The organism is Rhodopirellula sp. UH5 (genome assembly GCF_056839225.1).
Map to the genome: position 1 here is coordinate 1,056,833 of NZ_CM166390.1, position 14,300 is coordinate 1,071,132.

Annotated in this window: 14 protein-coding genes; 7 read left to right on the forward strand and 7 right to left on the reverse strand. The window is 56.2% G+C overall.

Features of this window, described 5'->3' with window-relative positions; all coding sequences use genetic code 11:
- Nucleotides 1-175 precede the first annotated feature (175 nt).
- Nucleotides 176-922, reverse strand: a complete 747-nt coding sequence (locus tag UH5x_RS03785) for an SDR family oxidoreductase (RefSeq protein WP_047814420.1) — start codon at nucleotides 920-922, stop codon at nucleotides 176-178.
- Between the two features lie 478 nt (nucleotides 923-1,400).
- Here UH5x_RS03785 and UH5x_RS03790 point away from each other — a divergent pair, with 478 nt between their 5' ends.
- Nucleotides 1,401-2,243 carry a transglutaminase-like domain-containing protein gene (locus UH5x_RS03790; protein ID WP_047814421.1) on the forward strand — a complete coding sequence of 281 codons (843 nt, stop codon included), beginning with the start codon at nucleotides 1,401-1,403 and terminating at the stop codon, nucleotides 2,241-2,243.
- Nucleotides 2,244-2,460: 217 nt separating this feature from the next.
- Complete coding sequence (locus UH5x_RS03795; protein WP_482634755.1) at nucleotides 2,461-2,883, forward strand: hypothetical protein; 423 nt, start codon at nucleotides 2,461-2,463, stop codon at nucleotides 2,881-2,883.
- 172 nt (nucleotides 2,884-3,055) lie between these two features.
- Here UH5x_RS03795 and UH5x_RS03800 read toward each other — a convergent pair whose 3' ends face one another.
- From UH5x_RS03800 to UH5x_RS03810, 3 genes are all read right to left on the reverse strand, one after another.
- Nucleotides 3,056-4,294, reverse strand: coding sequence for a DUF1559 family PulG-like putative transporter (locus UH5x_RS03800; RefSeq protein ID WP_482634756.1), 1,239 nt, complete (start codon nucleotides 4,292-4,294; stop codon nucleotides 3,056-3,058).
- Nucleotides 4,295-4,389: 95 nt separating this feature from the next.
- Nucleotides 4,390-4,578 carry a hypothetical protein gene (locus UH5x_RS03805; protein WP_482634757.1) on the reverse strand — a complete coding sequence of 63 codons (189 nt, stop codon included), beginning with the start codon at nucleotides 4,576-4,578 and terminating at the stop codon, nucleotides 4,390-4,392.
- A gap of 430 nt (nucleotides 4,579-5,008) precedes the next feature.
- The gene (locus UH5x_RS03810; protein ID WP_482634758.1) at nucleotides 5,009-5,650 is read right to left on the reverse strand and encodes a c-type heme family protein; all 642 of its coding nucleotides are present in this window, start codon (nucleotides 5,648-5,650) and stop codon (nucleotides 5,009-5,011) included.
- Between the two features lie 381 nt (nucleotides 5,651-6,031).
- Here UH5x_RS03810 and UH5x_RS03815 point away from each other — a divergent pair, with 381 nt between their 5' ends.
- Complete coding sequence (locus UH5x_RS03815; RefSeq protein WP_482634759.1) at nucleotides 6,032-6,214, forward strand: hypothetical protein; 183 nt, start codon at nucleotides 6,032-6,034, stop codon at nucleotides 6,212-6,214.
- A gap of 148 nt (nucleotides 6,215-6,362) precedes the next feature.
- On the opposite strand, the gene nhaA is transcribed toward UH5x_RS03815, so the two are convergent.
- Nucleotides 6,363-7,688 carry a Na+/H+ antiporter NhaA gene (gene nhaA / locus UH5x_RS03820; RefSeq protein ID WP_482634760.1) on the reverse strand — a complete coding sequence of 442 codons (1,326 nt, stop codon included), beginning with the start codon at nucleotides 7,686-7,688 and terminating at the stop codon, nucleotides 6,363-6,365.
- 526 nt (nucleotides 7,689-8,214) lie between these two features.
- Here nhaA and UH5x_RS03825 point away from each other — a divergent pair.
- From UH5x_RS03825 to UH5x_RS03835, 3 genes are read left to right on the forward strand one after another with little or no spacing between them, the layout of a single operon-like run.
- Nucleotides 8,215-8,358, forward strand: a complete 144-nt coding sequence (locus UH5x_RS03825) for a hypothetical protein (RefSeq protein ID WP_482634761.1) — start codon at nucleotides 8,215-8,217, stop codon at nucleotides 8,356-8,358.
- Complete coding sequence (locus UH5x_RS03830; RefSeq protein WP_482634762.1) at nucleotides 8,355-9,587, forward strand: two-component system sensor histidine kinase NtrB; 1,233 nt, start codon at nucleotides 8,355-8,357, stop codon at nucleotides 9,585-9,587. Before UH5x_RS03825 ends, UH5x_RS03830 begins: the two co-directional genes overlap by 4 nt.
- Nucleotides 9,584-11,008 carry a sigma-54-dependent transcriptional regulator gene (locus UH5x_RS03835; RefSeq protein ID WP_482634763.1) on the forward strand — a complete coding sequence of 475 codons (1,425 nt, stop codon included), beginning with the start codon at nucleotides 9,584-9,586 and terminating at the stop codon, nucleotides 11,006-11,008. The genes UH5x_RS03830 and UH5x_RS03835 overlap by 4 nt, the downstream gene beginning before the upstream one ends.
- A 43-nt stretch (nucleotides 11,009-11,051) precedes the next feature.
- Here the strand turns inward: UH5x_RS03835 and UH5x_RS03840 are convergent, their stop codons facing one another.
- Entirely contained in the window at nucleotides 11,052-11,843 is a 792-nt protein-coding gene (locus UH5x_RS03840; protein ID WP_482634764.1) for an HPP family protein, read from the reverse strand.
- Between the two features lie 369 nt (nucleotides 11,844-12,212).
- Here UH5x_RS03840 and UH5x_RS03845 point away from each other — a divergent pair, with 369 nt between their 5' ends.
- A complete protein-coding gene (locus tag UH5x_RS03845) occupies nucleotides 12,213-12,974 on the forward strand; it encodes a hypothetical protein (RefSeq protein WP_482634765.1) in 762 nt (253 codons plus the stop codon).
- Between the two features lie 308 nt (nucleotides 12,975-13,282).
- On the opposite strand, the gene UH5x_RS03850 is transcribed toward UH5x_RS03845, so the two are convergent.
- Nucleotides 13,283-14,239 (reverse strand): Kelch repeat-containing protein, encoded by a 957-nt coding sequence (locus UH5x_RS03850; protein WP_482634766.1) that lies wholly within the window; start codon nucleotides 14,237-14,239, stop codon nucleotides 13,283-13,285.
- Between the last annotated feature and the right edge of the window lie 61 nt (nucleotides 14,240-14,300).

The following is a 14,300-nucleotide window of genomic DNA, read 5'->3' on the forward strand; positions in this document are numbered from 1 at the left end:
AAACAACGCGTGGACGCCGACAAGGTCATTCCGCGTTTGTTGGATCAATGGACGGGGAATGCGTCTCAGAGAACCATTGCACGAAGCCCTCCGTCGGCCGTTCCAGCGAGAGGGAATTGAGACTCATGCTTAGACCGCTTCGATACGGTGAACCAGGGCTTGCGTCCAGGATTGTTCAGGAGGCAGCTTCTTGCATGTCCGCTTCCACCACGTTTTCGGCAAAGCTTTGGTAGGCTTCACCGATTTGCTGTGCCATTGGATCGGGCCAAGCGTGGAAGCGTCCTTCGGAAAGGGCATCAAAGATGGCGGTCGCGACCAGCGTTGGCGAAGCGGCGTTCTCGAAGCCAGCTCCGTGGCTCATCTCCGTTTCGATTGGCCCTGGATGGACACTGACCACCTGTGTTCCCTGGTCGCGAAGGGAATCACGCAGGGCCTGGGTGATTGTGTAGCTTGCGGATTTCGACGCGCAGTACGTTGCGAGATCGGCAAACGTCTTCACCGACGCGACGCTGTTGAGCTGAACCAGTGCGCCGCCCCCGTTGGCTTTCAAAACCGGTGCGAATGCTTGAGCCACTCGCATCAGACCATAGACGTTCACGTTCATCTCGAACTGCAATGCCTCGATGCTGTTTTCAGAGAGTGCGTTCTCGACCTTCAGCACGCCCGCATTGTTAACGACGACCTGCACGTCCTGGGCGGTTTCAGCGGCTGAGTTGATGGAGGCTGGATCTTCCAGGTCCAAGTGAACGGGGACCACGCGGTCACCATGTTGCTTGACCAGCGGTGCGGCTGAGTCGAGGTTCCGAACCGCTGCGTAGACCTTGGAGGCGCCACGCTGCAGAGCTTCCTCTAAAATGGCTTTTCCAATCCCACGATTGGCGCCGGTGATCAACACGACCTTGTCGCTGACTTCGAATTTCATCTGTCTGTCCTTGAATGGGAGACGGCGTCACGCGTCCTCTCCAAAAACGTCGTTTGGAGGGAGGTGCACCGTGCGGAAACCGCAAAAAAACTCAAAAAGCGGCACGCCCACGTCCTGGTTGGAGGTTCACCTCCCCAGTGAACACACGCAGGCCTTCGAGTTCGGGATCCGCGATGAATGCTCCGTCCTGGAGAGTGCCCGCCTTGCTGTTGGCGTCTTCAATGAATGGCCATTCTTCATGCCAAACCGCCATCCGGAAGGATGTCGTGCAGCTTTGGAGCGGCAGCAGGCCTTTCGGTGATCCACCTGGCGGTCGAACAATCCAACGTCGGACTTGGTGGGGAACTTTTCAAAACCGCCGAATGGGATTGTTCGGAGATTGCAACGGATCCGAACTAGAATTTTCCTTCGTTTGAGTCGTTTCAACCGTACGATGCGGGGCGAGACACGCACGCCATCCACTTCGCCAAGAATTTCCATGACCACCATCCACGTCGGATGCCAACTGAATTACGTCGTGCATTCGCCTTCGATTTTCCTGCTGAACTGCGCCGTTTCACAAAACTCGCATCAACGGGTCCGAGCCGAATCGTTGGAAATCCTGCCTTTTCAGCCGGTGGAAGAATGTGAAGTGGGGCCGCTGGGCAACCGCGTCGTTCGCCTGAACGCACCACCCGGGGAGTTGCAAATTCGGTATTCGGCCAGCGTGGATCTCAATTCTGAGACGGTTGACTCGAACGATGTGCTTGAATCGAGCTACGAGCACCTGCCTGGCGACATCCTCTCGTATCTCAATCCGAGTCGCTATTGTGAGTCCGACAAACTTTATCGATTTGCCAATGGCGAGTTCGGGCATTTGGTCCCGGGGTATTCACGTGTCACCGCGGTCTGCAACTGGACCTTCGAGCATCTGGCCTATGTGCCCGGCAGCACAAATTCGTCCACCACGGCTTGCGATGTCCTGCTCCAGCGAGCAGGCGTGTGCCGTGACTACGCCCATGTCGCGATCAGTCTCTGCCGAGCGTTGGGAATCCCGGCCCGCTATGTGTCAGGATACGCCGTCAATCTGTACCCGCCAGACTTTCACGGGTTCATGGAAGCCTACCTCGACGGGCGATGGTTCCTGTTTGATGCCACTCGTTTGGCGCCGGTTGGTGGCTTGGTGCGAATCGGAACCGGACGTGATGCGGCCGACGTCGCCTTCGCGACGATTCGAGGCGAGGTGGGGTGCAAAGAGGTGGGAGTCTGGGCAAACGACACAAATCCCATGGACCAGCGGCTCAGTCCCGACAATGTGCAGACCGGTGTGAGTTCTGCTTGAACGCAGGCTTTCGTCCACGTGCCAACCGTTCGTGTTTGCGTTCAACGCAGTCCGTGGTAGCTTGCGCCATTGGTCCGCGTGATTCCGCTTTCCTGAAAACTCGCCATCGGCGTTGTTTTTGACAGTGCTTATCTCAACCCGCGTATTGACCTCGCCGGTCATCTTCCGTCGCGGCAAAACGCATCGGGCCTGATGCTCGCCCAAGGAGGCGAAAACGATGGACAGTTTCTCCAAGACCCCTCGGTTTGTATTGAAGGCGGATGGTCTTCCAATTGGGCCAGACACCGTCCCATCCAATCGGGAAACAGAGACGCAGGTCGTCTTTGGGTTTTCCAGCAAGGAGCACTACGACGCATTTCAAAAAGTGTGTTCTGACCCTGTCACTCCCTATCCGTTGGTGAAGGGATACTTGCAGAATCAAGTGGAAGAAAGCGGAGGACGCCTCCAACTGGTCATGCTCGATGCTGATTCCCCGACCCAAGAAGTGTGCCCGGCAGCCACCTTTCAAGCGATCCTGACTTCCATCGAAGGCAGCAGCGACACGGTGCCAGTCTCACATCAGTTGAACTTCAACGGCGAATCGCTTCGCTACGACGTCCGCAGCGTGGAACCCCGTGCATCCGCCCCGGCGAGTGGATGAACCGAATGGTTCGGCAAGAAGTCTTTTGATACCAGTGGTTCGGTTCAGATTGACGACTGGAGATGAACCCTGATTGGCTTTGAATGCAAAGCGATTGGATGCAACAAAAAAACGTCAGTGCAGGTTGCACTGACGTTTCGATAAGAGTCACCAGAAGTCATCTTCATCCGAACTAGAATTCGGTGTCGATGATTTCCTTCGCCGCTCGTGTTCCAAGAGCTCCCCAAATTCCAAATGGACTCTGTGCTCCGGCCATCGGCGCGGTGGTGTCATTGTCCGCGTTGTACGGGGTGGGTGAGTTTTGATTTCCTGCATCGATGGAATCGGTGATGAATTTCACGGCTCCATCGCCCATCAGAATGTGACCACCACCTTGGTGACGACTCGACACCGAAGATTGTCCGCTGCTCGAGTCGCCGCTGCCCAAGCAGGTTGGCGTGTTTGGTGGACGAATGGACGAGAAACTGGTGTAGATCATCGCACCATCTGCCCAGCGTGCACCACGAGTTTGATTGCCACTCATCACGCCCGGTGCGGTATCGCCCCAGAATTGAGGACGGTCCGGATTCAGATGTTCATCGCAACCATGGACTGGACTGGCGTTGTGAATGGTTGCCCAACCATACCCACCGCCTGAACCCATGGGAGCAGTTCTGGCGTCGCGATCGCCCAAGTCCGTCGTGATTTCGCCGCCCATCATGGTGTTGGAAAGCCCATCCAAGACGTCGCGAAATCCAAACTGGCCGCGGTTTGCAAACATCCCGCGGTTCGCCATCGCAACACTTCCTTGCGAGTACCAACGGTTGTTTCCACCATCAAAGTTGGCGTATCCCGTGTCAACTCGGTGAGTGCCATCGCCAATGCAGACGGCATAGTTCGTTCGTCCCATCGCGGGAGCACCGAAACCAGGGTCACTTGGGCAACGGAGTGACTTCAATTCAGTCATCCATGGTGTGTAGGCGGTCGTCCAAGGCGCGGGCCCCATGGCTGGCCAGGAAGGTGTTGCGCCATCGGCAAGCGGGTTCGAAATCTGCTCCCACATCGCTTGCTGTTCAATGAATGGGAGAAGCCCAATCAAGAACGAAGCCCGGTATCGGTTGTTGCCGTCGGTTCGGCTGGTCCCACCGCTGTTGGTGCCGCTGCCGTTGGGGCCGTTGAGCTTTCCAAAGTAGGTGCCACCACTCTGCATCGGCAGTTTGTTGTAGGCCGAGTGGTAGTTGTGAAATGCCAAGCCAAGTTGCTTCACATTGTTCCCACAACTCATTCGGCGGGCGGCTTCGCGAGCGGCTTGAACCGCCGGCAAAAGCAATCCAACCAGAACGCCAATGATTGCAATCACAACCAGCAACTCAACCAAGGTGAAACCGCTTCGCACCTTCAAGTGCCCGCGGCGTTCAAAAGACGTCTTCATAAAAAGTCGACCTGAAAAAGAGAGAGAGGAGAAAAGAGAGTAGAAGTGTCGAGCTGTCTGCCAGCGTTCGACGTTCTTTTGCAAACGATCAATGATCAATTCTGCGATTCATAATCTTTGGATTCGCTGGAAATTTGATTGTCGTAGTCCGCGTAGGCTTGTTCCTGCTCGGCTTCCGTGAGCGTTTCTTCGATCACGACGCTGTCCGGGTTGGAACAACCGACCGACGAGACGATTGCGAAAGCGAATGCCAAAAGAAATGCAGTGTTAAGGTTTTTTGCCATGTGAATTTCGGGGAATTGACGGTTCAAGAGAAGTTGAGATGGCCGAGGATAGCGAAGCTAAAAAGACGCGAGCGCTTCATTCCTCGCACGTACCTAGTGATTTTACGTACAAGTGTAAGAGGGCGTCAATTCCCCAATACAGCTGTTTAACGTAATTTTCACGCACCCACGAGGTCATCCAGAGCGAAGACTGGAAACGGGGTTCGATGCGTTCCCCAGTTTGATATTCCCCAAGCCGAATGGAGCACCAACGCTGGTGGTCGGCACTCCCCCTGAGATTGTGCGGCATATTGTAATGCCGTTCATTTCCGGAACAGCCAACACGCAACTGCTGGCACTCTGGTCAGAGCAACCGCCCAAATGAGCAGGCCTCCCCAATTCGGAATTCAGATCGTTCCCAGAATGATGGGCGAGGAGGGAGGTTGAACGACTACCGCCCGTTCGAAACGCCAACCGCGGGCGCCGCTGCGGCATCATGAGTGCGATCGGAACGATTCAGAGGAATCGAAATCACCAAGCCAGCAGCTCGATCGTCGTTGTTGGACCTTCTCGATGCATGGCAACTCAGACAGGTCGCCGACAGCCGAATCTTGCCAGCAAACCGGTACACGCCGTCAGCGGCAGCTTCGTGCGTATTCTTCCCCGAACGCAGCACACCAACGGCTTCCTGCTCAAACTTTGATTCTGGTTCGTTGTCAATGTTCATCGCTTTTAAGTCCACGGCCATCCAGCGGAGCTCAATCCCGTAGGTTCGCTCCAATTCCGCGAACACATCTTCCAGCGACCTCGATGGGATGCTCAAACCCTCATCTTCGCGAAAGAAGTCACGGTGCATGACCTGCAACGAGCCATGCAACGTTTCATGAAGAATCATGGCTCGCGCCTGCGCCTCGTCAACGGTCAGGGCAGGGACTGCGTCGATGCTGCGACCGGTTCGCCCCTGCCCTTGTGTCACCTCAGCGACAGTGATGTCCGGCGCTGCCAGGGTTGCCGAAGTGACGGACTGAGCAAGTGCGTGCGTGGAAAGGCAGGCGACCAAAAGGAAGGTGACCCCGGACAGTCGCAATGGCATTCGTTTCATCCAATTCGTTTGGCAGGAAACCCATCCAGGCACACTTGCCGAGGCGGGAGTCTTCTCGAACACAGAAACATGCACCAGTGGTACATGTTTAGCGCAATTGCAATTCATTTGGATGGTTGTGTCAAGCAGATTCGTTGCCAGCCTTCGTCGTTCCAAAGGGAGAATCTGAAGGAGGCGATGGACGGCAACACCCCCAGAAGCGTCCTCCCTGGGCGACACCAGGAACCCTGCGTTGACGTGCAGGGGATCTTCCTGAAACACCTCAGCAGCTGACTTCCCCAGCAAAACGGCAGTATTGATCGCTTTTCAAGGCTGCGTCATGGCCGCTGGCACTTTGCTTGCATTCTTGTCTCTCAAACCAAGGATGATGCAATGACTTCTCTTCTAATGGGAACTTGGACCATGTTGATGAAAAACCCCCACCTCGAAACGGTCTTGGCACAAGAGCAGGAATCGCAAGAGGATCTTCGATTCACGAGCACGGCATTCTTCGGCCAAGCCGTTCTGCTTCTGCTGTTCCTTGTCGCAATCCTACTGCGTTCCCTGAGTTCGTAACTGCCCATCGACTGCTTCTCGTTTGAGGCATCTGCTCGTCAGATGCCTCGAATCACCGGACGCTTTCGGGATCGAGGTCCAACTGGATCCAGGCTTCGGAGGAGGTTGACTTCTGCGAACTGGAACGCCTTCTCAAGACCGAGAAGCGTCAGGGCGTCGGGTTGGACTTTGGCAACGTCCAACGCAGCAAACCGATCCCGACGAGCGCACTGACCGCGGAGCCCAGCAGGACGCCGGTTTTCGCGGTGTCCAGCCCATCCGCTCCGAACGCCAAGCCGTCGATGAACAGCGCCATGGTGAATCCGATCCCTGCGAGAAAACTGCCGGAGATAAGCACGGGCCAGTTCAGCCCATGGGGCAACCGAGCCATTCCAGCGCGGATCACCAACCAACTGAACAAGACAATGCCGACCGGTTTGCCAACGACCAAGCCGATCACGACAGCGATCGCAACGGAATCGGTGACATTGGCAGGCTCAATCAGCACACCCGCATTTGCGAGCGCGAACACCGGCATGATGAGATAGGCCGACCAAGGGTGCAGCGTCATTTCCAGGTATTCCAGCGGCGAAACCGTTTCTCGGGTCAATTGCTGAACCTCTCGCACCACCTCCACTCGATGGGAGCGTTGGGCCCAATGCTGTGGTTGAAACTCGTTTTCCTTTTCGTGCAAATATTCGCGAAAACGTTCGGGAACGAGTGTTGGCGTAGCCGGAGTCATCAATCCCAGAATCACGCCAATCAAAGTCGCATGCACCCCGGATTCATGCAGTGCGATCCAGGCGAGGATTCCCACTGCGACATAAGGTGGAAAACGACGCACGCCCACTCTCGCGAGGAAGTGAACGAGAGCAATGGCGCAGGCGGCCAACATCAAATAACGCCCGTCAAGCGATTCGGTGTATCCAATCGCAATCACCAAGATCGCGCCAATGTCATCGACGATCGCCAATGAAAGCAGCAAGACACGAAGACTGTGCGGAACACGTGAACCAAGAATCGCGAGGCAACCAACCACGAACGCGATGTCGGTCGCCATCGGAATTCCCCAACCCTGCATTCCAGGTTGTCCGTATTGCATCGACAGATACAAACCGGCGGGCACAATCATGCCACCGATGGCGGCGGCAATCGGCAACGTGGCTTGCCTGAAATCTGAAAGCGTGCCGTGTGCCAATTCACGCTTGACCTCCAAGCCAATCACGAAGAAGAAGATCGCCATCAATCCATCATTGATCACATGATGAAGCGAGTGACTGAACACCACGCCTCCCACGGCAAGCGTCAGCTCCGTTTGCCAGATCGCAAGGTAGGCGTCCGCCCACCGCGAATTGGCGGCCGCCAGCGCGACCGCGGTGCAGAGAACCAGCACAACGCCGCTGGTCGCTTCAATGTGGAGGAAACGAGCAAACGGGCGAAGCCATCTGTCGATGGGTTGAATCGGCAGCGGGAGGCGGGGTTCAAGATGGTTCATAAAGGCTGTGGTCGTTGTCTCTCGTTGGAGTCATGAAAAAGATCAGGGAAGCAGCGATTGCACCATCGGGGAGGTCGTGAATGCACCGGGGGAAACGATCATGTAAACCATCGCGACGAGGGCTGGAACGAGTAGCACGAGCAGCATGACGCACACCAATCCAATCACGTATCTCCTCTCATCTGCTTCCGTCACTTTCCGAGGATTCACCCTACGGGACAGAGACTCCGAACTCAACTCCTCTCGCTCGGATTCACGCGTGGTTGCCTCCCGACAGGATGAGTGGTCCATCTGTTTCGAACTGGAAGGGGTGATGAGTGCAATCAACATCGTTTCGTCCTCCAAAGTGGGAACTCGAACCATGAACGCAAACGCAGTGCAGGTGCGGTGCCGATCACGATTCTGTTCCTCAGAGTGTCGAACCCTTTCGTCGCGAGTCGCGTCCCTGTTGTGATTGGTTTGCTTGCGACAGTCACCATTTTCACCTCTTCCGTTTGGGCAAAGATTGCAAAGATGAAGAGGACGCATGTTTTCAAATTCAGCCAAGCGTCAGCGCCGGTTGCAGGGGCGACAACGCCAGTTGACGGTCACGCTGTTCGCATACTTTGAAGCAGGCGTGTTCGGGTTGGGAGCCGCCAAGACAACTCTTTCCAGTAAGATGGCAGGATGACGTTTCAACGAAATCAGCCAGCCGATGCCCTTCCAAGTCTGGGCCAACCAATCCCACCGGAGTTCTTTCGTGCGATCGCCGAGAGCACCGTCGATTGGGAGAGTTGGCTGTCATCCACCGGCCAGATTCGATGGGTCAATCGAGCGGTGCAACGATACACCGGCTACACGCCGGAAGAATGCTTGAAGATGAGCGATTACCCCCTGCCGTTGATCGTGCCGGAAGACCGGGAACGGATGTCTCACCAATGGAAGGAGGCTGCGAAAGGCACGACCGGGAACAACATTGAATTTCAGGTTTTGCACAAGGATGGGGCGACGCTCTGGATGGCGGTTTCCTGGCAGCCCATGATCAACCGAGACGGTGCATCGCTCGGGTTTCGCGCCAGCGTTCGTGACGTCACTGAACGCCGCCGAATGAGAGAGCAACTTCGTTTGCAGAACGAGCGATTGGAACAAATCGTTGAAGCCCGCACTGCCAAAATCGCTCAGCTCGAACAACATCGTCTGAACATGGAAAAGCTGGCGGCATTGGGCGAGTTGGCCGCTGGCGTCGCTCACGAAATCAACAACCCTTTGGCCGGGATTCGCAACGCGTTTGCGCTGCTGAAACGTCACCTTCCTCGTCGAGTCAAGCACTACGACAAACTCGATTTGATTGACAAAGAGATCGAGCGGATCCGAGGCATCACGCATCAGATGTTTCAGTTGTATTGTCCCACCCAGCAAAAAGCCGTCGTCTTCAACATCCATCGATGCCTCGACGACTTGATGTCGCTTTCGCTGCCGATGTCTCGGAAGTGGAACGTCGCGGTGGTGCTTGACTGCAAACGTTTGGAGGCGACCGACACTCTCGACACCGATCTCGTCCAGCTCCGTGAAGGTGAGCTGAAGCAGATCTTGCTGAACCTGATCCACAACGCGATCCAAGCGTCTGCTCCTGGGCAGACAGTCCGCGTGGAGGTGTTTCAGCAGGAGGAACATCTCGTTGTCAAAGTCATTGACAAGGGCTGCGGCATGGACGTTGATATCATCGACTCGATCTTTGATCCGTTCTTCAGCACCAAGACAACCACGGTGGGACAAGGCATGGGGCTGGGGCTGTCCGTGACCCGTGGACTGGTCGAAGCGATGCAAGGCACAATCGAAGTGACCAGTCATCCGGGAGAGGGCACCCAGTTTTGCGTCATGTTGCCACGATGCCTGCACACGGAAAGTGAAGAAAATTGAACGTCGAACCCACTCAACGCATTTTGATCGCGGACGATGAACCGCTTTACCGAGAAACAACCGCCGAATTCTTGCGAGAAGAAGGGTACGAATGCGTCTGTGTGGAAGACGCAAGCGATGCGATCTCCGTCTTGAACGAACACGACTTCGATCTCATCCTCTCGGACTTGAATATGCCCGGGAATCTCAAGCTGGAACTCTTGAAGGAAGGCCGTACCAAACACAAACATGTTCCGATGATTGTGGTCACTGGCGCACCGTCGTTGCCATCCGCCATCGAAAGCGTGCGACTTGGCGTCACCGACTACTTGCTCAAACCCGTCAAGCTGGAAGAACTGCTCACCGCAGTCCAGCGTTCCCTGTCGCGTGCTGGACAGAGCAAAGCGATTGCGCCCTCTGTTTCGGCTCCAACCGTGAAACGGGCGGCCAATCCCAAACCTGCATCCACCACGACGCCAGCCCATGGCATTATCGGTGGCAGTCCCCAAATGCGAGAGGTGCTGGAGATTGTCGAGCGTGTGGCTCCCAGCGACACGAACGTTTTGATCACCGGTGAAAGTGGGACTGGCAAAGAGGTGATCGCCAACGCGATTCACAATCAAAGCCACCGCCGTGAGAAGGCGATGCAGGTCATCGATTGCACCTCGATTCCTGAGTCGTTGTTCGAGTCCGCTCTTTTCGGCCACATCAAGGGATCGTTCACTGGGGCAGTGCAAGACCAAGCCGGCCTGCTGCGAGCCTGTGACGGTGGGACCGCCTTCATTGATGAACTGGGTGAATTGCCGCTGTCCTCCCAAGCGAAACTGCTGCGAGTGATCCAGGAGCAGACCTTCACGCCGGTTGGTGACAGCCAATCGATCCAGGTCGACACGCGATTTGTTTGCGCGACCAACCGCGATCTACAAGAGGAGGTCAAAGCCGAACGCTTCCGTCATGATCTGTACTATCGTTTGGCAGTGGTTCACATCGAGCTTCCGCCTCTTCGCGAGCGAGGTGAAGACGTGATCTTGCTCGCAGAAGCCTTTTTGAAAAAGCATTGGCCCACCGGTCAGTTCGAACATTCATTCGCCAAAGAGACACTGGATTGTTTCCGTCGTTATCAATGGCCTGGCAACATTCGAGAACTCAGGAACGTCTTGGAACGATCGGTCGCTCTGGCAACCGGCCCAGTGATCGAACCCAGCGACCTTCCACTCCCGGTCCGCGAAGCAATCAACGATCCGCTGCCGGGAATTCAGGATCTCACGGAAGTCTCCCGCGACGAGGCTCTGGACACCGCCGATCGAACCTACCTGATCAAAATCCTGGACAAACACCATGGCGTCATCGCGAGTGCCGCTCGCCAAGCAGGATTGTCTCGCCAGGGCATGAACAAATTGCTGAAACGCCACCACATCGACGCCAACGATTACCGGCGATGAACCGCAACAAGACGACCTCTGCGGGTCAGTCTTCCTTGGGCGATCAATCTGGGACTCGATGCCGACTGACCTCGGTCTGCTCGGTCAGTTCCAGCGAGCGGTCCTCCTTCTCTCGCAGGGAAACCTTGTGCTGCATGATTTCCTCCGGGGTCCGTCCCCCTTGGTTTGCAACCCCAAGCTCACGGACCAAATGAATCAAGTCGTCCTCACTGACATCCACAAAGGAATCCAGTGAACGGATGGCATTCAAGACGTCGTCGTGGGACGGCCGACTCGAGAGACTCTCGGTCTGCTCCGCCTCGGTCGGAACAGAAAACAAACCGGCGGGATAGCGTCGCCATGGGAAAGGCGCATTGAGGAGGACGGCGAGTGTTAGCATCAAGCCAACATTGATCAGAATCGGACACAGAACATACAGGTATCCCAGTTCATGGATTGCCTCCCCGCCCATGACAGCGGTGAATGCCGTCGCTCCGCCCGGCGGATGAATGCAGCCGAACTGATACATCACCCCGATGGAAATCCCAACGGCGAGCGCAGTTGCAACCGCCGGATTGTTGATCCACTGGCAGCACGTCACACCGATGCAAGCTGAGATGGAATGCCCGGCGATCAAGGGCCAGGGTTGCGACAACGGGCCGTGTGGAACGGCGTACAGCAACACCGCGCTGGCTCCCATCGAAGCGATCACGCCGACCGCCGCCATCGATGGGAGGAACAGATTGGTCAGGTAAAACACACAGTAGATGGCGCAGCCAGAACCAAGTGCCGAAATCAGCTTTTCTTGCCTGCTGACCTGCACCAGTTCGACGCCCAACCATTTGCTTCCGAGCATGTCGAATTCACGTTGGATCGCGTAGCAATCAGATGCAGCGTCTGGCCATGTCCGCTCATGGTGGATCGCTGTTCTGATCGGGCAAACAGATTAGGCGAAATGCAATGGGCGTCAAGCCGAGCGTTCCCGGAGGCAGCTTTCGCAGCGGAACGGAGAATCGCCACAACCCCAGCGACGCTGCTGGTAGAATCTTTTCAGCTCGAATACTCGCTAAGCAGGTCGGCAGGAGTCTTTCGGCATTTGGACTGCTTCGGGAAACGTTGTTGCTCCCACGTACAACCGGGGCGTTGGCCACGGTTGTGCTTGGGAACTCCTGCATGCTTGTTTCGCAACAAAGTACTTCTTTGCGAATCCGATGTGACTGCACCAATGAACGCATCCCTCCCCGCCACCGAACCCCGACAAGTCGATGATGGACGATTAGGGATTTTCCAATTGATGGTGATCACCGCCGGGATCGCAATTGCCTTTGCGATCGGTCGTGGACTCGGGACGCTTCGTCGTGTTCCGGATTGGCCGTGGCGTTCCGAAACCGCGGAAACAATCCAAGCCATGGATCTGCTGGTTGCCAGTGTCTACGGTCTGAGTCTCGCCGTGTTTTTCTTGGCAGTTCGATCCCAGCACTTCTGGACCAGCCCAGGCAAAACGCTTGCCTTGCTGTTCGCCAACATGTGTGTTTTGGATTGGACACTCGACTTCTTCGCCTCCACCACCGTTGCCCTGCGTTTTTGGGTCGACCCGCAAGCCGGTATCTCTTCCACTGCAGGCTATGTCCTCGGCATCTGGTACGAACACTTCTCAGCTCGGCTGGGATACTTCCTCGGGTTGCCTGTTCTCATTCTAGCGATCGTGCGGACAAAACCGCAGCATTTCACCTGGCGATTGGCCTGGGTCGGATTCCTGATCTTCGATCTGGCGATCCTTTCAGTCCTGCATGTGGACGTGTTTGCGACCCTTCCACTAGGCCTGTTGAATTGGTACTTCCCAATCGCACTGGGGATTCCCGTTGTGTTGCTTGCGATTGCATTCATTCGCGATCTCGCGCGGCGAGAACTCGATTGGTGGACCGTCCTGACATGTCTGCCCATCATTTCCATTTGGCTGATCAGTGTTGTGATCCAGGCAGTATGACCTTGGGTTGAGAACCCGAGGCTTTCGGCTGCCGTCGCTCCGCGACTGATTGAGTGTGTTGCGGGATCGAACAACCGCGGAGCGGTGACAGTTGTCAGCCTCGGGTTTTCAACCCGAGGTCTTGGTCGTGCCCCTGTTGCTCGACAAGCCGCGGAGCGGCGACAGGTGGCAAGCGATGAGATCCGACCATTGCGGGCTTGCTTGCGCGGCGGGAACTGGGGAGTGCCTCATTGACGCGTCGGGTTTCCATGGGCGCATGGATCGCGTGGCGGGGCGATTCGATGTTCGATCATCGTCGGTGCTCACGACTACTGCGTAAGCACCAAGCGCTCGGTGGTCGTCAATTCAGGACCGCCGCCTCGATTGCCGCTTCCTGACGCGGTGAATAGCGAATCGCCGATCCGAACCAGGCCTGTTCCATGTCGGCCTTGGACCAGCGATGGCCACGCCGCCCACTCCTTGGTTGCAGGGTCAAAGACTTCGATCTGGTCGTGAGCCGGCTTCTGATCTGCACTCTCACCGCCGCCAACGACCAATTTGCCTTCGATTGCGACGACGCTGTTGCCTGCCCGCTCGGTTGGCAAATCAGGGCACTGCTCTGCCGGCAACCATTCGCCAATCTCAAAGTCGTACACATCCAATTTGCTGATCGTTTGTGAGAACACGGCGTTGTCGCGTTTGGACGTCACTCGTCCGCCTGCCGCGTACAGCCGATTGCCAATCACGGCCGCTTGAAAGTGATCTCGCATGTGGGGCGCATCGGGCATGATCTCCCACACGCCTGTCTTGGGATCGTAGCGATCAAACCATGGTCGACAACCATCGACATGCCCGTTCGTGATGCCGCCAATCAAGTAGATCCAACCATCGTGGTAAACGGCACCGGCCCCGCCGCGACGACGTGACTCGGGGATCGAATGAACGAAGTCAAAACGATCTTCCGCGGGATGATAGACCACGACCTTTTCAAGGGGCGTTTCCCGCGGGTACGGTCCAGTCATCGCTCCCATCAAGTAAATCGCATCCTCCACCACGACACCTTGAAAGTGATGCAACTCCATTGGCGTTTCGGAGTTCTCTGTCCAAACATTGGTCTTGGGGTCGTAGACGTCGACCGGATTGATGCGGCGGCCACCAAGCAAATACAGCTTGTTTTGAAAACCTACCAAAGCCGCTTCATGGCGCGCCGTCGGGTGACCTTCCGTCGCGATCGTTTTCCAGACCTCCAGCCCGGGATCAGGCGATTCGGCTTGAACCAGTGACAACGAGGTTCCAAGAAGCAAAGCACAAAGGTGGAAACGCATCGTTGGGGGACCGATAGGCAGG